Consider the following 20,079-nt stretch of genomic DNA (forward strand, 5'->3'; position numbering starts at 1 on the left):
CATACGGCAGACGTGTATTCAGCGCATCATACCTTCAGTGCGCTAAGCGGCGTTTACATCATGTCAGTGACATATCGTTGACATAATAGTGCCGATTTGGCCGCTGGCCTAAAATCCCCTGCTCCATCAGCTGGTGGAAAATGCTGTCCACATGCTCGGGCGGCAATTGCAGCTCTTGCGCCACCTGCTTTTTACTGCAGCGCAAATGACCATTGAGCAGTGCATCGCGCACCCGCTCAAACGGCGTTAACACCGGCTCCGGCGGTAATTCAGGCTCCGGCTGAGGTAATTCGGCGGTGTTTGCGGCATCTCGCTCAGCTTGCCGCGTTTTTTCTTGTTGTTCTGCCAGCCAGCGGCGACGGAAGCGATTTTCCTCACCAATCAAGCCGACAAAAAAGGCTGCAAACACATCCAGCAGCAGCGACAAAAAACACACCAGCGCAAATTGCACTTGCGCCACAGACCAATGCAGGCCATCCGCCAGACTGCTCATCAGCCCCAGCATTGACGATTGCTCACTCACCGGACGCGCATCACGCTCCAATCGCAGTTTATCTTGCTGCAAACGCAAGGCGGTATTCGCCTCTTGCATTCGCTTCACGCCGCTAGAAATTCGATCCAGCTCGATATACTTCATCGCCGCGGTTTCGTTGAGTTTGATCTGTCGCTCAATCGCGGCAATCTGCTCATCATAACGTGCGGTTTCGCGTTGGTGCTGCGCCTGAATGTTCAGTGCCGTATTGGTGGCGCTGTTAATACCGCCGATACTGCCGCCAATAGAAATTGCCGCGAGGATGGAATAGAACACCAGCGCCGAAAGCGCGCCGCTGACATCCCGACGCGCGCGCCGTTCGCCAAACTCATACCAGACATAAAACTTACCCAGCTCGAAAATAACAGCCAGCGCCCCGAACAGCCATTTCATCAACGGATTATTGTCGATGGATAAAAACAGCAGCAGGGAAAAAATTATCGAAGCCAAGATCGCGGCACCGGTAAAACTGTAAACAATTGTTAGCGCGAACCATTCTTTCGGGAATCGCACCGGCGCAGATGTGTGTGTGGTCATGAGGGTTACAGCAGAAAATCACGTATGGACAAAGTTGGCTGACGATTATAACCACCTGCCATCACGTTTAAAGGGAAACACTGTAAATTTACCCAGATATACAGTCTTTTGTATATTTTCTGACTCATTGGCTATCGATTACCGCCAATGCCCCTGCTTTAGATGAGCCTATTGGAGGTTAAATCGCCCTTGCACAACGTAGCACTTCTCAGCACGCCATCATCGAACCCGCGGTCTGACTCGATTTGGCACGAGTTGTCACCGCTTTTGCTGGGTAATCCCCTAACATCGCAATACCGTTTTACACCCCGCTCAAGCGCCACGTACAACACAGGTAGGAAGAACAAAATCAGCAAGCCTCACGTGACAATACACACCACCAGCAATATATAAGACATTTAAGCAAATAAAGTCACATATTGGATAAATGATAATAAAAACAAGGCTGGGCATTTTACCGAAACACCATTTAATTAAATAACGCAACACTTGGTATCACTTTAAAACCTGACACTCATAATTATTTATTTGCATTCCGCTTTGCAAAAAACAGGTTCATCGTACACGCTTTTGATAGCGCCAAATAAAAGCACGCTAATTTTTCTGACAAGAGTCTGGTTAACATACCGGATTTTAAAACAAAGCCTACTTACGGAGTCATTCGCGCTCCGTATATATGACGTAATGTATTTATTTCGGCGATCACAAACGCAGGACGATTCATGTATTAACGAAAAATGAAACCGGAGCGCATATATGTCATCTGATAGCACCAAAAGAATAGGCTTAATTGCCTGTACCGGCCTTGTCGCCGGTAATATGATGGGCAGTGGTATCGCATTATTGCCCTCCAGTCTGGCTGCATACGGTTCAATTACCATTTTCAGCTGGATGATTTCACTGGTGGGTGCACTGGCCCTGGCTTATGTTTATGCACGGATGGCCACCACCAACCCGCAAGCCGGTGGTCCGGTAGCGTATGCCGGTGAAGTCGCCCCGATTTTCGGTTTCCAAACCGGGGTTCTTTACTACCATGCGAACTGGATCGGTAACTTGGCGATCGCCATCACGGCGGTATCCTACCTGTCCACCTTCTTCCCTATTCTGAACGAACACATCCCTGCCGCTATCGCGTCGATCGCGATTGTTTGGTTCTTTACTTTCGTCAACCTGTTAGGCGGTGGCTTCGTCAGCCGACTGACTACCATGGGCGTCGTACTGGTGCTGATCCCAGTTGTGGGTACCGCGCTGTTTGGCTGGTTCTGGTTCGATCCACACACCTATGCCGCCAGCTGGAACGTCTCGGCGAAACCTGATTCAACCGCAATTACTCAGGCCGTTATTCTGTGTCTGTGGGCCTTTATCGGGGTGGAATCAGCCTCTGTAAGTACCGGGTTGGTGGATAATCCGAAGCGTACTGTGCCCCTGGCAACCATGCTGGGTACGGCCTTAGCCGGTATCGTGTACATCGCGGCAACGCAAGCGATTAGCGGCATGTTCCCAGCTGAAGAGTTGGCTAAATCCGGTGCACCGTTTGGTATGGCGGCCTCTTTGATGGTCGGTAACTGGGCTAACGGAGTGGTATCTCTGTTTACCGCTCTGGCCTGCTTAACGTCCCTGGGTTCGTGGATGATGCTGGTAGGTCAAGCCGGTGCGCGTGCGGCGAAAGACGGTAACTTCCCAGCCGTGTACGGTGAAATGTCTGAATCAGGCATTCCACGTAAAGGGCTGATTCTGGCCTCAATCAAAATGACTGTACTGATGATTCTGGTGGCCTTCTTAGGCGCCCAAGGCGGCAGCGCAGCCAACCTGTTTACTCAAATCACCAGCATCGCGGTACTGCTGACCATGCTGCCGTACTTCTACTCCTGTATCAACCTGATCCGGATGGAAGGCGCAAACGTGAAGAACATGCTCAGTCTGGCTGCCGGTGTGCTGGGTAGTGCCTTCTGTTTCATCGCGCTGGCCGGTGGTGAACAAGGCCCTCTGGCCGGCACCTTTATCGTTTCCCTGATTATCTTAATGTTTTATGTCCGCAAAGTGGCAAAACGCGAAGCCGCTAAACAGCCACAAGCGTAAATGTAAATCCGGAAATTACGTTTATACCGGCGGCCTGATTCAGGCCGCCATAAACATGCGAGGGATTTAGATGAACATCGTTGCCATTTTAAGTAATGTGGATGCCTACTTTAAAGAAGCGCCATTACAAGAGCTCGACATTGAACTCCAAAAACGCGGATTCCATGTTATTTATCCTTCCGATGCGGCTGACTTATTAAAAGTTATCGAAAATAACCCGCGGATTTGTGGTGTTATTTTCGACTGGGATAAATATGGCTTGGATCTGTGCAAAGATATCAGTGCCATAAACGAGAATTTACCGCTGCATGCCTTTGCCAATAATAATTCCGTACTGGATATTAAACTTGGCCACTTGCGGTTGAATTTAAGTTTCTTCGAATATCATCTGGATATCGCAGATGATATCGCATTGAAAATCGGACAAAAACGCGACGAATACGTTGACCGCATTCTGCCGCCATTAACCAAGGCGCTGTTTAAATATGTACATGACGGTAAGTACACCTTCTGTACACCCGGACACATGGGCGGCACCGCCTACCTGAAAAGCCCCGTCGGCAGCATTTTCTACGACTTCTACGGTGCAAATACCCTGAAAGCGGATATCTCGATCTCCGTCGCCGAATTGGGTTCACTCTTGGATCACTCCGGTCCGCACAAAGAAGCAGAAGAGTACATCGCGCGGGTCTTTAACGCCGATGCCAGCTACATCGTCACCAACGGTACCTCAACCGCCAACAAAATTGTCGGCATGTTCTCTGCCCCATCAGGCAGTACCGTACTGATTGACCGTAACTGCCATAAGTCGCTGACCCACCTCATGATGATGAGCAACGTCACGCCGATTTATTTCCGCCCGACCCGTAATGCCTACGGCATTCTCGGTGGGATCCCGCAAAGCGAGTTCAAGCGCGAAACCATCGAAGCCAAGATCAAAACCACGCCAAATGCGCAGTGGCCTATCTATGCGGTTGTGACCAACAGTACCTATGACGGTCTGCTGTATAACACCGGCTTTATCAAAGATACACTCGATACCAAGTTCATCCACTTTGACAGTGCTTGGGTGCCTTACACCAACTTCCACCCGATCTATCAGGGCAAGTACGGCATGAGCGGCGGCGGTATTCCGGGTAAAGTGGTGTATGAAACCCAGTCAACCCACAAATTGCTGGCAGCATTCTCACAAGCCTCGATGATCCACATTAAAGGTGACGTGGATAAAGAGATCTTCAACGAAGCCTTTATGATGCACACCTCAACCTCGCCACATTACGGGATCGTGGCCTCCACCGAAACCGCCGCTGCGATGATGAAAGGCAATACCGGACGCGCCTTGATTGACGCCTCGGTACAGCGTGCGGTGCGCTTTCGTAAAGAGATCAAAAAGCTGCGGGCGGAATCCGACACTTGGTTCTTTGATGTGTGGCAGCCGGATGAAATTCAAGATGCCGAGTGCTGGAACCTCAGTCCAAACGATAAGTGGCACGGCTTCAAAGATATCGATGCCGACCACATGTACCTCGACCCGATTAAAGTCACTATCCTGACCCCTGGGTTAGATAAAGACGGCAATCTGGAAGAAACCGGTATTCCAGCCGCGCTGGTGTCTAAATTCCTGGATGAACAAGGCATTATCGTTGAAAAAACCGGCCCGTATAACATTCTGTTCTTGTTCAGTATCGGTATCGATAAGCCTAAAGCGATGCAGCTGCTGCGCGGCCTGACCGACTTTAAACGCGGTTACGATCTGAACCTGAAAGTGAAAACCATGCTGCCTTCCCTGCATGCGGATTCACCGCACTTTTACAAAGATATGCGGATCCAAGAGCTGGCACAGGGCATTCACAAACTGACCATTAAACATGATCTGCCGAAGATTATGTTCCATGCGTTTGAAGTGCTGCCGCAGATGGTGATCCCGCCTTATCAGGCGTTCCAAGAAGTGCTGCAAGGCAACACGGTGGAAGTGCCATTGGAGGATATGGTGGGAAAAATCAACGCCAACATGATCCTGCCTTATCCACCGGGCGTACCGTTGATTATGCCGGGGGAAATGGTGACCGAGGAAAGTAAACCGGTATTGGAATTCTTGAAAATGCTGGTGGAAATCGGACGCCACTATCCGGGCTTTGAAACCGATATCCACGGTTGTCACCCGCACGACGACGGCCGTTACATGGTGAGCGTGCTCAAACGCTAACCTAAAACATCGGCGTCATTTAACCTCTCGTCATAACCGGTTGCGCTGCGACCGGTTATTTTTTCAGCTGTCGCACATATTTTTCACCCATAGCACATCCGGCACCTATACATCTGCAAAACCACTGATAATATATCCAGTCATTTTCCTGCATACTGTTGTTATCATCATGACGGCTCAAGGGCATCTGCTGTTTTCTGTTGCTTGTATCGTTCTGGCCAAAAAAGCTGGGATCACCCCCGAACTGGTGCACCTCGATTGGTGGCATGCCATTCCGGCGACCTTGCTGGGCTCCTTGCTGCCGGACATTGATCATCCACGCTCTTTTTTAGGCCAACATCTACGCTGGATTTCTGTGCCTATTGCGAAGGTTTTCGGCCATCGCGGTTTTACGCACAGTCTGTTGGCCGTTGCGTTGGCGTTATGGTGTCTGCTGTATAAACTGCCCGCCAGCGTTCCCGTGCCGGTTGGCATGGTCGATGCGTTTATTGTCGGTTATCTGAGTCATTTGCTGGGCGACGCCCTCACCCCCGCTGGTGTCCCGCTATTCTGGCCGGTCAAACAGCGCTTTCGTTTGCCGCTACTTAACTTTCGCACCGGCAGTCATGCGGAAACCATTATCTGCGTACTGATGGTGGCAGGATCTTTGTGGTGGCGACATTAAGCCCCTTCAGAAGCTCTGAACACAACAGCCAATTCAGCCTAGCGCAAGCGCATAAAACAATGACCCCGTGATGTCGCCATTGACACCACGGGGTCAGTTATCAGCAATAATCCCTTTTTATAACTTTGATAACAACAGCGATTATGACGGGTACTCTGCGCGCAACTCACGTGCCGCTTGCACCATGTTGGCCAGCGCCAAGCGCGTCTCTTCCCAGCCCCGCGTCTTCAAGCCACAATCAGGGTTAACCCACAGCCGCGCTGGTGGAATTTTCTCGGCCGCTTTGCGCAGCAAATCCTGAATCCACTCCACGGGTGGGACATTTGGTGAATGGATATCATACACCCCAGGGCCAATCTCATTCGGGTAAGAAAAGTGCTCAAATGCATCCAGCAAATCCATATCAGAGCGCGAGGTTTCGATGGTGATCACATCCGCATCAAGCGCGGCGATCGATGCCATCACATCGTTAAATTCGCAATAACACATGTGGGTGTGAATTTGTGTATCGTCGGCCACACCGGCTGCGGTGATACGAAATGCATCGACAGCCCATTGCAGATACTCAGCATGTGCCGATTCTCGCAACGGCAATCCTTCACGCAGCGCCGGTTCATCTATCTGGATAATACCGATACCGGCTTTTTCCAAATCAGTCACCTCATCGCGTAATGCTAAGGCCAATTGCAGCGCGATCGTTTTGCGATCCACATCTTCGCGCGGGAATGACCAGCACAAAATCGTCACTGGGCCTGTCAGCATGCCCTTTACCGGTTTGTCGGTCAGCGACTGCGCATATTCACTCCACGCGACCGTCATCGGTGCCGGACGGGAAATATCGCCCACCACAATCGGCGGTTTCACGCAGCGCGAGCCGTAACTTTGCACCCAGCCATTGCGGGTAAAAGCAAAACCTTCCAGCAACTCGCCAAAATACTCCACCATGTCATTGCGCTCAGCCTCGCCATGCACCAGCACATCCAACCCGAGCGCTTCTTGCTCTGCAATCGCACGAGCAATTTCGGCTTGTAAGCCTTCACGGTAGGCTTGCGCAGACAAACTGCCTTTTTTGTAGTCACGCCGCAGCGCTCGGATCTCACCGGTTTGCGGGAATGAGCCGATCGTCGTGGTTGGCCATAGCGGCAGAGGGAAACGCTGCTTTTGTGCCTGTGCGCGAACCGGATAGGCGGAGTTTCGCTCCGCGTCATGCGGTTGTAAGGCCGCGACCCGCGCTTGAACCTGCGAGTTATTCACCCGCGCCGACGTGCGTCGCGCCTGCACCGGCGCGCTGTACTCCAGCAATAACGTCTGCAGCTGAACGTCCGCCGGTTGGTTTAGGGCTTGAGTCAGTAATCCCAACTCTTGGCACTTTTGCCGTGCGAATGCCAACCAGCTATATACTTCGTCATCCAGCGCCGTTTCGGCCAGTAAATCGACCGGTGAATGCAGCAGTGAGCAGGATGTGCCAAGCCACAAACGACCCGTTAACTGTGGCAGCAAGGGTTGCAAACGTTGCCAGCACTGCGCCAAATCGGCACGCCACACGTTGCGCCCGTTAATCACGCCCAGAGAAATCACACGATCAGCGGGTAATGCGGCGATCACTTGCGCTAAATCGGCACTTCCCGCCACCGCATCTAAGTGCCAACCGGCGACCGGCAGATCGGCCAGTACATCTAACTGATGCGCAATGCTGCCAAAATAGGTCGTGAGCAGCAGTTTTGGCGTTTTACCGGCCAGCTGACGATAAGCCTGCTGATAGGCAGCTAACCACTGCACCGGTAAATCCAGCACCAATGCAGGTTCATCAATTTGCACCCATTCAACGCCTTTAGCTGCTAATTGCGCTAAGACCTGCTGATAAACCGTCAGCAATGAAGGCAACAAACTCAAGCGATCAAATGGCTCGCCTTTGGTTTTTCCCAGCCACAAATACGTCAGCGGCCCCAGTAATACCGGTTTTACCGAGTGTCCTGCCAGCAACGCTTCATCGGTTTCATCCAACAGCTGCGTCCATGCAGGGTAGAATTTCTGCCCTTGATAGAACTCCGGCACGATGTAGTGATAGTTAGTATTAAACCACTTAGTCATCTCACCCGCTGCCGCTTGGTGGCCTGACGGCGCACGGCCACGGGCGACACGAAACAGCGTATCTAAATCAATGCGACCATCAGGGCGCAAATGTCGCTGTGGCACATTGCCCACCATCAAACTGGTACCCAATACATGGTCATACCAAGCAAAATCACCCACCGGCAGTAAATCGACACCCGCCTCTTTTTGCAATGCCCAGTGACGCGCTCGTAATTGTTGACCACATGCCAATAATGCAGCCTGCTCAATCTCACCGGCCCAATACTGCTCTAATGCTTTTTTCAGCTCGCGATGCAATCCAATACGCGGAAATCCGAGGGTATGACTATGAATACTCATGCTTAACTCCATTTAGCCGTCCAGATGTTTACACATCTATAATTCACGGTTATGGTAAAACCAACAAACGGAAGTTATTCATGTGCATCATGAGCGAAATTCATGATGAGCCTTATTTGGTCAGGGAGACGCAACACCATGATCGAGCTGCGCCATCTCAGAACGCTGCAAACCCTGCGCGATAGCGGAAGCCTCACCGCCGCCGCGCAGCAGCTGCATCAGACTCAATCGGCCCTATCTCACCAACTCAATGAGCTAGAACAACGGCTCGGCCATCCTCTGTTTATCCGAAAAACAAGGCCGGTAAAATTTACGCCGCAAGGAGAGCAACTGCTGACACTGGCGAGCTCAATCTTGCCGCAAGTCAGTCTGGTTGAAGAGGCGCTACGTCAGCACAACACCGCGCCGCGCCCAGCGCTGGCATTGGCGATTGAGTGCCATAGCTGCATTCAATGGCTCATGCCGACGCTTACTCGTTTCGGGCAAGAAGCCCCGCAAACCGAGGTGCGTTTTACGGCTGCCACCGCTTTTGATCCGCAGCCACGATTGCTGCAAGGTGAGCTCGATATGGTGATCTCCAGCGATGTGCAAGCGCGCGCGCGGATCTACTATGCCCCACTGTTTGATTTCGAGATCCGCTGGGTCATGGCGCCACATCATCGTTTAGCCACTCACGCCACTGTTGATGCGGCAGAACTGCAAGATGAGCGTCTGCTGGTCTATCCCGTACCCAAACAGCGTTTGGATATCTGGCGCTACGTGTTGCAACCAGCGCAAATTACGCCAACACTCAAACCGGTCGAGAATACGCTGCTGCAATTGCAAATGGTGGCGGCAGGTATGGGGATCGCCGCACTGCCGCATTGGGCAGTCTTCGATGCCGAACAGCAAGGGCTGCTCTGTAGCCGCCAGATTGGTGATAAAGGGTTGTGGCGGCGCTTATATCTGGCAGTCAGGGAAAATGAACGCAGCGATCCGGCGATCAGCCATTTCCTGCACTGTGCGCGTGAGCAAACCGCCTTTTTGCCACATTGCCGCGCGGTGTAAGGCTCTATGTTGATGGAAAAACAACGCACTCCATAAAGATACCGATAACTAAATAGATCGAGAAATCACTAGAGAAAGAGATAAAGAGATAGAAAAAAGCAGTCTTTTTAGAAAGGGAAAACCGGCGTCTAACGCCGGTTTTCTTCTGTCATGTATCAGCTCGTACACCGCTTACCGAGCATCTCCTCGCCAAGCAGGCCTAGAGAGTGATCAGGTCACTGGCGCTGAACGTAAGCGAAAATAGCGGCTTACTTGCAGCGAAAGCAGGATCAAAATACCTCCAGCGGCTAAACGTAACCAATCAGGATGCTGATTCCAGAGCGCAAAATTCACCAGCAATCCGGCGGGGACCAACGCATTATTCATCACCGCCAACGTACCGGTATCCACTTGGGTCGCGCCTTTATTCCACATAAAGTATCCCAAACCTGAAGCCACCAGCCCTAACCACATGAGAACACCCCACTGCACTGGCGTATGCGGCAAGCGGCTGAGATCGCCAAATAGTGCAAATGCGATCACCCCCACTACCGACGCACCGGCATAAAACCAAGCAAATACCGCATGTTGGGAAATTGGCTGCGGCTGCCGTTCAACCCAGTATTTATAGCCCACTTGGCCGATGGCAAAACAAATATTGGCGGCCTGCACCACCAAAAAACCCAAAACAAACTGGCTGCTGACCGCGCCATAGCGGATCACCAAAGCACCGGCGACTGCCAATGCTGCACTCACAAAATAACCGCGACTAAAACGGCGTTGCAGCAAATCGTAGATCAGCGTGACATACAGCGGCGTGAGGATGGTAAACAGCACCACTTCCGGCACCGTCAACAATAAAAAGGCATGGTAGTAAAACAGATACATGATCCCAAGCTGGCAAGCCCCTAACGCCATGAGCGTCAGCCGATCGCGCATCGGCACCAAACGTGGGCGCAAAAACGGCAGCATCACCAGCAGCGCCAACAGCACGCGCATCAATACCGAGAACCACGTATCCACCTGACCGGCCAGATAAACGCCAATCAGACTAAATGAGAAAGCCCACAACACGGTGGTCAAAATGAGAAGTAGCACGTTTGCCTACGCTCCAAGGATAAATTCGCGCGGATTGTAACAGGCCGTACCGGTGATTGTCGTCGGATCTGTTTTAAGTTCAGTCTCAAGTTCAGTTTTCAGCGCAGCCATCGCGCAGACAGACCGCTTTGCCCAACAAACAATGCAAAACAAGAAGAACAACGGAGTGTGTCTATGTCAGATTGAATCGATCACTGACGCCCGACACACTCCGCGAGTTACATGCGGGAAAAATCCCTGTGGGAGGAAAAATTATTTACTCGCACGACGAGCGCGTACCGAGGCCGCCAGATGACGCAGGACATTCTCGGTATCATCCCAGCCAATACAGGCATCGGTGATACTCTGACCAAACGTTAACGGCTGACCCGGCACCAGCTCCTGACGACCTTCCACCAGATGACTTTCAATCATCACCCCGAAAATCGCCTGCTGACCAGCCGCGATCTGCGCCCCTACGTCCTCAGCCACCGCATTTTGACGTTGATACTGTTTAGCACTGTTGGCATGGCTAAAATCAATCATCACTTTCGGTGGTAGACCGTTTTTCTCCAGTTCACGCAGCACCACGCTGACATGAGCGGCACTGTAATTCGGTTCTTTACCGCCACGCAGAATAATGTGGCAATCTTGATTACCCGCCGTCGACACAATGGCTGAATGACCAAACTTGGTCACCGACAAGAAATGGTGCGAAGAGCCAGCTGCGGCGATCGCATCAATCGCCACTTTGATGGTGCCATCGGTGCCATTTTTAAAGCCAACCGGACACGACAAACCAGAGGCCAGCTCACGATGAACTTGTGATTCTGTTGTTCGTGCCCCGATCGCACCCCAACTCATCAAGTCCGCCATATACTGCGGCGTGATCATGTCCAAAAACTCACCCGCGGTTGGCATGCCTAAGTCATTAATGTCCAACAACAGCTTACGAGCAATGCGCAGGCCGTCATTAATCTGGTAACTATCGTCCAGATACGGATCGTTAATCAGCCCTTTCCAACCCACCGTGGTACGCGGCTTTTCAAAATACACCCGCATCACCACTTCTAAGTCATCAGAAAGCTCTTCACGCAGCTCTAACAGACGCTTGCTGTATTCCAGCGCGGCGGCCGGATCGTGAATGGAACAAGGGCCAATCACCACCAGCAAGCGGTCATCTTCGCTTTGCAAAATCTGATGAATCGCCTGACGGGCATTAAACACCGTTGCCGCAGCCTTATCAGTAACAGCAAACTTCTCCAGCAACGCAACCGGCGGAAGTAACTCTTTGATTTCCTTTATTCTTATATCATCATTCTGATAAGTCATTATCTTTACATCCTGTCCCTAAATACTGCGATTTACACCCAACCGGCAAAGTGCCTTCCTTTCAATCTGCCTGATCTCTGCGCGGCTGTAAATCTCTTTGCCACCTGAGCAGTCCTCCGAGCACACAGGTGCATGTACAGCGCTAACTGCATCAAAGCACACAGAAAACAGCCTGTCGTAACTGACCATTATTGAATAAGGATAAATAGCTGAATAAAGATAAATGGCTGAATAGGGATAAACAGTGGGATAAAAAAGATGGATTCGGTAAGTAAGCGAAAAAACTGAACTGAAAGCAAAATGAGAGGTAAGGGAAAGCTTGGCGAGCTAAGGGGGTACATCCCGGTACCCATACTGAATCAGGGATTCAATGTCATCCGAAAAGTCACATCCTCAATCGGCAAATTGGCGGAAGCAGGAGTGACACACAAACACATCGCACCACAGCTCATCCAACTTTTTCAACGGTGATACTGTTCCGTTCTTCATGCAATACTGGCACAGACGCTGACATTTTCTAACTTTCATTGCAACCTGACTCCTCAGTTTTGCCATCACACAGCGAAACACATAAAAATACCGATTACAAACAACCGGAAGGTTAACTTGAGTGATCAACTTCATAGTGACTCTAGTTCAGCTTAACGCCAGCAAATAAAACATAACGTTTCTTTTTGGTGACGTGAGATTTCAAAATATAAACGGCTTACATTCTGAATAAGTCTCTGGCGGACTTATTTCGCAAAGCAAATCTAGCACGGCGTTGCACTGTTTTTTTGACATAAAGTGGCGCGCAAAGTTGCATAACGTGCGGATTAATTAAAATATCTGTTTACATCCCTCGCCACAGCGCACTATTATGCTAGTACACAAAGACGGGCACTCAGTATCCAGTCGTATTTTCATAAGGAATGTGTCTATGAGTCAGCAAGAGGTCATCACACCAACCATGGCAAAACGTCCCTCCGTATTAGGCGGCGCCATGATCATTGCCGGAACCGCTGTAGGTGCCGGAATGTTCTCCCTCCCAGTCGTAACTGCCGGTGTCTGGTTTACCGGCTCCGTGGTGATCTTGTTGTTTACCTGGCTATGCATGTATCTGTCAGGCCTGATGATCTTAGAAGCCAACCTGAACTACAAAGTCGGCGCTAGCTTTGACACTATGGTCAAAGGGCTGCTGGGAAAAGGCTGGAATGTGGTTAACGGTCTGACCGTTGCGTTCGTGCTCTATATTCTGACTTACGCCTACATCTCGGGTGGTGGCTCGATTATCAGCCATACCCTGAATGCCGCGTTTGGGATCAGCATGAACCAAACCGCCGCCGGTTTGCTGTTTGCATTGGGATTGGCCTTTTTCGTCTGGATCTCCACCAAAGCGGTAGACCGCCTGACCACCGTCTTGATCGGCGGCATGGTGATCACCTTTTTGCTCTCTACCTTTGATCTGATCCAACACGTACAACCGGCGATTTTGTTTAATACTGGCGATGCTGATGCAAGCTACCTGCCATTTGCTCTGGCGGCACTGCCTTACTGTCTGGCCTCCTTCGGTTACCACGGTAACGTACCGAGCTTGGTCAAATACTATGGCAAAGACTCCGGCTCGGTGGTGAAAAGCTTGCTGTTCGGTACGCTGATTGCGCTGGTCATTTATGTGTTGTGGCAGCTGTCTATCCTCGGCAACATTTCGCGCGAGGAGTTTAAGGGCATTATTGGTCAGGGCGGCAACATAGGTAACTTGCTGAGTGCGTTAAGTGGCGTGGTATCGACCCAGACTATCGACAAACTGCTGACTGCGTTCTCTTACATGGCCGTTGCCAGCTCGTTTCTTGGGGTGACGCTGGGTCTGTTCGACTATATTGCTGACCTGCTGAAGTTTGACGACAGCTTATTAGGCCGCACCAAGACCGCGGTGGTGACCTTCCTGCCGCCAACCATTGGTGGCCTGATGTTCCCAGACGGCTTTATCTACGCGATTGGCTTTGCCGGACTGGCTGCCGCTATCTGGGCTGCAATTATTCCAGCGATGATGGCGCGTGCTAGCCGCAAACAATTTGGCAGCCCGGATTACCGTGCGCCGGGTGGCAATGCTGGCATCATTTTGGTCTTGCTGTTCGGTCTGACCAACCTGATTGTGCAAATTCTGGCGATGTTTAATCTGTTACCGGTCTACAAATAACCAGACGCTAATACTGATACACATCAACGTATCAACGCATCGTTAATGTACTCCCGACAGGCCGGTTTTACCGGCCTGTTTTATTCGCAGGATGTATCCGCTCTAACTGCAATGGCGCCCTTCTCATTCTCCGCCATCCCATTCTTTGCTATCTCATTGTTTGTCATCTGAAGCTCAGCCAATCCAATCACAGAAATCACGGGGCGACTGTCATTCATGCAGACTTTCCGTTAAGGTGGATGTACACATGGAAACAATACCCGTTATCATTTCCTCACCGCATTTTTCTGTTTTAGCGATACGGACCGGATACCACAGTGATTAAGACAAACCTGATTACCGGCTTTCTTGGCAGTGGCAAAACCACCACGTTGCGTCACCTGCTGGCACACAAACCGGCGGATGAAAAATGGGCCATTTTGGTCAACGAATTTGGCGAAATCGGCATCGATGGAGCTTTGCTTGCTGGGCAAGGTGCCGCGATTAAAGAGATCCCCGGTGGTTGCTTGTGCTGCGTAGCCGGATTACCGATGCAAATCGGTTTGAATATGCTGATTAGCCGCGAAAAACCGGATCGGTTGCTGATTGAACCAACGGGCCTTGGCCATCCGAAACAGGTCTTGAGCATGCTCAGCGGCGAACACTACGAAACTGTGCTCGACCTGCGTGCGACGCTGTGTGTACTGGATGCTCGCCAACTTGCTGAGCCGCGTTATCGTGATAACGAAAATTTCCGCGATCAACTTGCCGCGGCCGATGTGCTGATTGCCAATAAAGCTGACGTTTATCAACCCGCCGACCATGCCGCGTTCGCGGCTTTACTGGCTGAACGGCATGATTTAAGCGCCCATCAGGTAGTAGCTCAAGGTGCCATTAACCCTGAATTGCTTGATTTACCTTGTCATCAGCATCAACTCACAGACTCGGCTACCCATAACGCCGCGCGCCAGCATGCCGCAGCCAAACCGCTCTCCGCAGTGATGAGCTTACAAAGCCACGAACGTTGGCGACGGGCAGAAAATCAAGGGCAAGGCTATTACAGTTGTGGCTGGATTTTCGATCACGATACCGTGTTTGATATGACGCAAATTCTCGAATGGGCACGTACCGCGCCGGTGCAACGGGCCAAAGGGATGGTGCGTATTGCTGGCGGCACGTTGCGTTTTAATCGCCAACAGCATGAATTTGAAATTGAAACCACAGACAGCGCGCCAGCAGATAGCCGAGTGGAGTTGATTGATACCGAACGCGGCCCGTGGAACAGCCTCCAAACCGCCCTGTTGGCGGCGCGCCAATAAGCGCGGAGAGAAATGCTGTATTAACCGCAGCCTTATTTACAAGGTTCCTGCACAAACAAAAACGGCGACAGAATCTATCGGTCGCCGTTTTTCTTGTCTAACCCGAACTATTTTTCAATCTTTTAGTTCAGCTCGTCATCTGGCCAGTATTTGTAGCCTTGCACCATCGCTTGTAAGGCTAAACCGTGCTCCGTAAGCTGGTAGATGGTGACGCCATTAAAGTCAGCGGCAACGGTCTGATTACCAGCATCGCCCTTTTCTTTCCATTTAGCCGCCGCATCAGCACCAGCAGACGCATCCCAGCCATGCTGGATAAAGTTTTGCATCGTCTTGCGATCATGGAAAATCGCCACAAAGCGAATGTCTTGAATGCCTAACCCAACACCAGCACCCACGCTCATCATCCGCATATAGGTATTTTTGCCCGTGCGGTTATCACGCACAACGCCAAAACCATGGCCAATACCGATAAGGCCCAGCTTGTTACTCTTGTTGGAAAACACAGCATAGCCTTGCGCTTTGCGGATCGCGGTACGCGCTTTTGGCTGCTCACGATATAATTTTTGCAGCGTATCTTGTCGCATCTGATGAATAGCATTGCGCTTTTGTGCCGGCGTATCACCACGCGCACCACAACCGACTAATGCCAACGCCAAGACCACTCCGGCGACCATTTTAACTGCTTGATTTAACCGCATGCTGAATCTGTTTCCCTGATAAAAAACGCAGACTATAAAGCAAGTAAGCCCGTTTGTTTTGCCTCTCTGTGCCACCGCGCTCATATCAGGCCGCCACAAAGCACCCAAACTCTCCGATCATGCTCACCGAACCGAATCCTCCCAAACAAAAAGCCGCCCCAAGGGACGGCTTTTTTCGGTTATAGCAATCAGTTACCACAATCAATGTGTCGCCTTACAACAGGCTGACACCGTGGATTACAGGAACATCATGATAATCATGGCAACCACACCACCTGTCGCACCGATGATGGTTTCCATCACGGTCCAGGTTTGCAGAGTTTGCTTCTCAGTCAGGCCTAAGTAGCGGTTAGCCAGCCAGAAACCAGAGTCGTTCACGTGAGACAGAACAATCGCACCACCACCGATAGCAATGGTGATTGCTGCCAGCTGGGCACCGTTCATACCCAGACCTTCCAGCATTGGCAGGATCAGGCCACACGAGGTCAGCATCGCCACGGTTGCCGAACCTTGAATTACACGTACCGCAGCCGCCAGAATGAACGCCAGCGCCACGATTGGCAGACCAGAGCCAGCCAGAATGTTACCCAGTGCCGCACCTACGCCAGAATCAACCAGGACTTGCTTGAACACACCGCCTGCACCAGTTACCAGAATGATGATACCGGCAGGCTGCAGCGCGGAACCACACACACTCATCACTTCATCACGGCTCATGCCGCGGCGAATACCCAGCAGATAGAACGCAGCCAGACACGCAACCATGATAGCGGTGAACGGGTGACCAATGAACTCCAGCCAGTTGTACAGATCAGAGCCTTTCTCAACAAAACGCGCCGCAATGGTTTTCAGACCAATCATCAGCAGTGGCAGACCAATCAGGCCCATCGCCAGGCCGAAAGATGGCAGTTCACCACGGTTGGTATCATCGTTCTGCGCGTGCTCTGGCAACGGCACGTCAACCACTTTCGAGATCATAGAGCCGAACAGTGGACCAGCCAGGATCATCGCAGGGATAGACGCCAGCAGACCGAACAGGATCATGTAACCGAAGTCAGCACCCAGCTGTGAAGCCACCAGGATTGGGCCCGGAGCCGGGATCAAGAATGCCTGACAGGTCGCGATACCGGCCAGCAGCGCGATACCGATTTTCACGACACTACCACCACCACGGCGGACAATCGCGAATGCAACACCAATCAGCAGTACCACGGCAACGTCAAAGAACAGTGGCAGTGCACAGATAAAGCCGGTGATGGTGATCGCCCAGTTAGCACGGTCTTTACCGAACTTACCCAGCAGGGTTTGTGCGATACGGTCCAGTGCACCGGTGGTTTCCATCACTTTACCGAACATGGCACCCAACGCTACCACCACGGCAACGAAACCTAAGGTACCGCCCATCCCTTTTTGGATAGTTGCGGCGATATCGGCGGGGTTCATTCCAGAGAATAAACCGGCAATCATCGATACCAGAATCAGCGCCACCACGGCATGCAGCCGCACCTTCATTACCAAGAACAGCAGCAGAATGATCGATCCCGCGGCGGTCATAATCAATGACATATCAGACATAGTGTTCATCCCAGGTTAGCTGTGTTTTACATCACAGTTTTTGTAGTTACCGGTAACATGTTACCCGTAACGTGCTATCGTAGATACAGCTAAACACAAGCAACTTTCAAAATTGAGATTGAGGTCAAACTATGGCAGGTCGCAGCATTATCGTGATGGGTGTTTCCGCGTGTGGTAAGTCAAGTGTGGGTGCCGCACTGGCAAATGCACTGAATGCCAAGTTCATTGATGGTGATGATTTGCACCCAAAAGCAAACATCCTAAAAATGAGCGGTGGCAATCCACTGAATGATGATGATCGTGCTCCGTGGTTAGAACGTATCCGTGATGCGGTTTTCAGCATTGAGATGAAAAATGAAACCGGAATCATCGTCTGTTCAGCACTCAAGCGTAAGTATCGTGATATGATTCGTGAAGGGAATCAAAATGTGACTTTCGTCTACTTGGACGGTACTTACGATGTCATCCTGGAGCGTATCCGTCAGCGCAGCGGTCATTTCCAGAAGGAAAACATGCTGCAAAGCCAGTTCGAGACGCTGGAATGTCCAGTTGCCACCGGCGAGTCCGGCATTCTGCGTATTGATGTAAACGCACCGTTTGATGAGGTTGTTGAGCGTGCCGTCGCAGCTGTTAAAGGGGCCAATTGATGCATCCAGTTATTAACCAGGTTACCGCACGCATCGCGGAGCGCAGCGCGGAGTCCCGCGCGCGTTATCTGGCGCAGATCCAATCTCAGGCAGCACAAGGCAAAAACCGCGCGGCACTGGCCTGCGGTAACTTGGCGCATGCCGTCGCGGCCTGTTCCAGCCAGCAAAAGCACAACATTCTGGATATGACCCGTGCCAACATCGGCATCGTGACTGCATACAACGATATGCTGTCTGCGCATCAGCCATACCAGCACTATCCAGATCAAATTAAAGCCGTACTGGCAGAGCTGGGTCACAGTGCCCAAGTTGCCGGTGGCGTACCTGCTATGTGTGATGGTGTAACGCAAGGCCAGCCGGGCATGGATATGTCTCTGTTCTCGCGCGATCTGATTGCACAAGCAACCGCAGTCTCACTCAGCCACAATACCTTCGACGGTACTTTGCTGCTCGGCATCTGCGATAAAATCGCACCGGGCCAACTGATGGGCGCACTGACCTTTGGTCACCTGCCTACTGCATTTGTTCCTGCCGGCCCAATGCCGACCGGTATCAGCAATGACGAGAAAGTTAAAATTCGTCAAGAATATGCTGCCGGTAAATTAGGCCGTGAAGCACTGCTAGACATGGAGTGTGGTGCCTACCACGCCCCGGGCACCTGTACATTCTATGGCACCGCCAACACCAACCAATTGGTGTTTGAAGCCATGGGTCTGATGCTGCCTGGTTCCGCCTTTATCGCCCCGAACACCGAACTGCGCGCGGCGCTGACTGATGATGCCGCACGCAAGATTGCCGGTATGGTTCAAGGCAGCAGCACCTACCGCCCACTGGCGGACGTGGTTGACGCACGTGCTATGGTCAACGGTCTGGTCGCCCTGCTGGCTTCCGGCGGTAGCACCAACCACACACTGCACATGATTGCTGTCGCTCGCGCTGCGGGTCTGATTGTGACTTGGGATGACTTCAGCGATCTGTCTGATGTGGTGCCATTGATGACTCGTGTGTACCCGAACGGCCCAGCCGACATCAACGCCTTCCACGAAGCCGGTGGTGTACCACTGCTGCTGCGTAAGCTGGCAGATCGCGGTCTGCTGCACATGGATGCCACGCCGGTATTCGGTAGCATGGAAGACTATCTGTCTGAGCCTGTACTGGAAAACGGTCAGCTGAACTGGGTACCAGTAACTGAAACCCGTAATCCCGATGTCATTGCCGCAGGCGATGGTGTATTCAACGCAACGGGCGGCCTGAAAGTGCTGTCTGGTAATTTGGGCCGTGGCGTGATTAAAGTCAGCGCCGTAGCGCCAGAGCACCATATCATCAGCGCACCGGTTGAGATTTTCGAATCTCAGCACGATGTTGAAGCCGCGTACAAAGCCGGTCTTCTGAACCGCGATGTGATTGTGGTGGTTCGCCATAACGGTCCGGGTGCCAACGGCATGCCTGAACTGCATAAGCTGATGCCAATTCTGGGGAATATCCAGAAAGCCGGCTTCAAAGTGGCGCTGGTGACCGATGGTCGTCTGTCCGGTGCCTCCGGTAAAATTCCAGCCGCTATCCACGTCACACCGGAAGCGAGCAAAAATGGTCCGCTGGCCTTCTTACAAAATGGCGATATCATTACGCTGAATGCCAAAGAAGGCACGCTCAGCACAGAAGCCGATTTGAGTCAGCGTACCGCGTATCATCCTGACCTGAGCGCAGAGCAGACCGGTTTTGGCCGTAATCTGTTCCATGTATTCCGTCAGGCGGTCTCCAGTGCCGAAACCGGCGCGACCGTTATCGAGTGATAC

General features: G+C 51.7%; 15 protein-coding genes. 8 read left to right on the plus strand and 7 right to left on the minus strand.

Going from position 1 to position 20,079, the window contains the following annotated elements; genetic code table 11:
- Positions 1-58 precede the first annotated feature (58 nt).
- Positions 59-982, minus strand: a complete 924-nt coding sequence (locus LQ901_RS07575; protein WP_197665246.1) for a hypothetical protein — start codon at positions 980-982, stop codon at positions 59-61.
- A gap of 843 nt (positions 983-1,825) precedes the next feature.
- On the opposite strand from LQ901_RS07575, the gene cadB reads away from it, so the two are divergent.
- The 3 genes from cadB (at position 1,826) to LQ901_RS07590 (ending at position 6,018) form a co-directional block, all read left to right on the plus strand.
- Entirely contained in the window at positions 1,826-3,148 is a 1,323-nt protein-coding gene (gene cadB, locus LQ901_RS07580; protein WP_010861845.1) for a cadaverine/lysine antiporter, read from the plus strand.
- A gap of 70 nt (positions 3,149-3,218) precedes the next feature.
- Positions 3,219-5,354, plus strand: a complete 2,136-nt coding sequence (cadA, locus tag LQ901_RS07585; protein ID WP_039045352.1) for a lysine decarboxylase — start codon at positions 3,219-3,221, stop codon at positions 5,352-5,354.
- 169 nt (positions 5,355-5,523) lie between these two features.
- Positions 5,524-6,018 carry a metal-dependent hydrolase gene (locus tag LQ901_RS07590; protein WP_010861847.1) on the plus strand — a complete coding sequence of 165 codons (495 nt, stop codon included), beginning with the start codon at positions 5,524-5,526 and terminating at the stop codon, positions 6,016-6,018.
- 141 nt (positions 6,019-6,159) lie between these two features.
- Here LQ901_RS07590 and metE read toward each other — a convergent pair whose 3' ends face one another.
- A complete protein-coding gene (metE, locus tag LQ901_RS07595; protein ID WP_233672125.1) occupies positions 6,160-8,451 on the minus strand; it encodes a 5-methyltetrahydropteroyltriglutamate--homocysteine S-methyltransferase in 2,292 nt (763 codons plus the stop codon).
- A 138-nt stretch (positions 8,452-8,589) separates the two neighbouring features.
- On the opposite strand from metE, the gene LQ901_RS07600 reads away from it, so the two are divergent.
- Complete coding sequence (locus LQ901_RS07600; RefSeq protein ID WP_152135911.1) at positions 8,590-9,498, plus strand: LysR substrate-binding domain-containing protein; 909 nt, start codon at positions 8,590-8,592, stop codon at positions 9,496-9,498.
- Between the two features lie 210 nt (positions 9,499-9,708).
- On the opposite strand, the gene LQ901_RS07605 is transcribed toward LQ901_RS07600, so the two are convergent.
- The 3 genes from LQ901_RS07605 to LQ901_RS16765 all read right to left on the minus strand — a co-directional run bounded on the left by LQ901_RS07605 (position 9,709) and on the right by LQ901_RS16765 (position 12,414).
- On the minus strand, positions 9,709-10,575 hold the full coding sequence (locus LQ901_RS07605; RefSeq protein WP_047707698.1) for a carboxylate/amino acid/amine transporter: 867 nt from the start codon (positions 10,573-10,575) through the stop codon (positions 9,709-9,711).
- 252 nt (positions 10,576-10,827) lie between these two features.
- Complete coding sequence (gene aroG, locus LQ901_RS07610) at positions 10,828-11,886, minus strand: 3-deoxy-7-phosphoheptulonate synthase AroG (protein ID WP_152135902.1); 1,059 nt, start codon at positions 11,884-11,886, stop codon at positions 10,828-10,830.
- A gap of 393 nt (positions 11,887-12,279) precedes the next feature.
- The gene (locus LQ901_RS16765; protein WP_255698230.1) at positions 12,280-12,414 is read right to left on the minus strand and encodes a hypothetical protein; all 135 of its coding nucleotides are present in this window, start codon (positions 12,412-12,414) and stop codon (positions 12,280-12,282) included.
- 391 nt (positions 12,415-12,805) lie between these two features.
- Here LQ901_RS16765 and mtr point away from each other — a divergent pair, with 391 nt between their 5' ends.
- On the plus strand, positions 12,806-14,065 hold the full coding sequence (gene mtr / locus LQ901_RS07615; protein ID WP_064977560.1) for a tryptophan permease: 1,260 nt from the start codon (positions 12,806-12,808) through the stop codon (positions 14,063-14,065).
- Positions 14,066-14,382: 317 nt separating this feature from the next.
- Positions 14,383-15,363: a GTP-binding protein gene (locus LQ901_RS07620; protein WP_233672126.1), complete on the plus strand. Its 981-nt coding sequence runs from the start codon at positions 14,383-14,385 to the stop codon at positions 15,361-15,363.
- 122 nt (positions 15,364-15,485) lie between these two features.
- Here LQ901_RS07620 and LQ901_RS07625 read toward each other — a convergent pair whose 3' ends face one another.
- Complete coding sequence (locus tag LQ901_RS07625) at positions 15,486-16,061, minus strand: lipoprotein (protein ID WP_010861854.1); 576 nt, start codon at positions 16,059-16,061, stop codon at positions 15,486-15,488.
- Positions 16,062-16,298: 237 nt separating this feature from the next.
- Positions 16,299-17,636, minus strand: a complete 1,338-nt coding sequence (gene gntU, locus LQ901_RS07630; RefSeq protein ID WP_039045357.1) for a gluconate transporter — start codon at positions 17,634-17,636, stop codon at positions 16,299-16,301.
- A gap of 131 nt (positions 17,637-17,767) precedes the next feature.
- Here gntU and LQ901_RS07635 point away from each other — a divergent pair, with 131 nt between their 5' ends.
- Complete coding sequence (locus LQ901_RS07635) at positions 17,768-18,283, plus strand: gluconokinase (protein WP_010861856.1); 516 nt, start codon at positions 17,768-17,770, stop codon at positions 18,281-18,283.
- Positions 18,283-20,076, plus strand: coding sequence for a phosphogluconate dehydratase (gene edd / locus LQ901_RS07640; protein ID WP_197665245.1), 1,794 nt, complete (start codon positions 18,283-18,285; stop codon positions 20,074-20,076). Before LQ901_RS07635 ends, edd begins: the two co-directional genes overlap by 1 nt.
- Positions 20,077-20,079: the final 3 nt, after the last annotated feature.

Source organism: Plesiomonas sp. PI-19 (genome assembly GCF_021368255.1).
GTDB classification, from domain to species: Bacteria; Pseudomonadota; Gammaproteobacteria; order Enterobacterales; family CAMTGL01; genus Plesiomonas; species Plesiomonas shigelloides.

Coding starts and splice junctions, on each gene's coding strand:
- LQ901_RS07600 (WP_152135911.1), top strand. CDS start 8,590: ATGATCGAGCTGCGCCATCTCAGAACGCTGCAAACCCTGCGCGATAGC.
- aroG (WP_152135902.1), bottom strand. CDS start 11,886: ATGACTTATCAGAATGATGATATAAGAATAAAGGAAATCAAAGAGTTA.
- metE (WP_233672125.1), bottom strand. CDS start 8,451: ATGAGTATTCATAGTCATACCCTCGGATTTCCGCGTATTGGATTGCAT.
- edd (WP_197665245.1), top strand. CDS start 18,283: ATGCATCCAGTTATTAACCAGGTTACCGCACGCATCGCGGAGCGCAGC.
- cadA (WP_039045352.1), top strand. CDS start 3,219: ATGAACATCGTTGCCATTTTAAGTAATGTGGATGCCTACTTTAAAGAA.
- LQ901_RS07590 (WP_010861847.1), top strand. CDS start 5,524: ATGACGGCTCAAGGGCATCTGCTGTTTTCTGTTGCTTGTATCGTTCTG.
- gntU (WP_039045357.1), bottom strand. CDS start 17,636: ATGTCTGATATGTCATTGATTATGACCGCCGCGGGATCGATCATTCTG.
- LQ901_RS07625 (WP_010861854.1), bottom strand. CDS start 16,061: ATGCGGTTAAATCAAGCAGTTAAAATGGTCGCCGGAGTGGTCTTGGCG.
- cadB (WP_010861845.1), top strand. CDS start 1,826: ATGTCATCTGATAGCACCAAAAGAATAGGCTTAATTGCCTGTACCGGC.
- mtr (WP_064977560.1), top strand. CDS start 12,806: ATGAGTCAGCAAGAGGTCATCACACCAACCATGGCAAAACGTCCCTCC.
- LQ901_RS16765 (WP_255698230.1), bottom strand. CDS start 12,414: ATGAAAGTTAGAAAATGTCAGCGTCTGTGCCAGTATTGCATGAAGAAC.
- LQ901_RS07635 (WP_010861856.1), top strand. CDS start 17,768: ATGGCAGGTCGCAGCATTATCGTGATGGGTGTTTCCGCGTGTGGTAAG.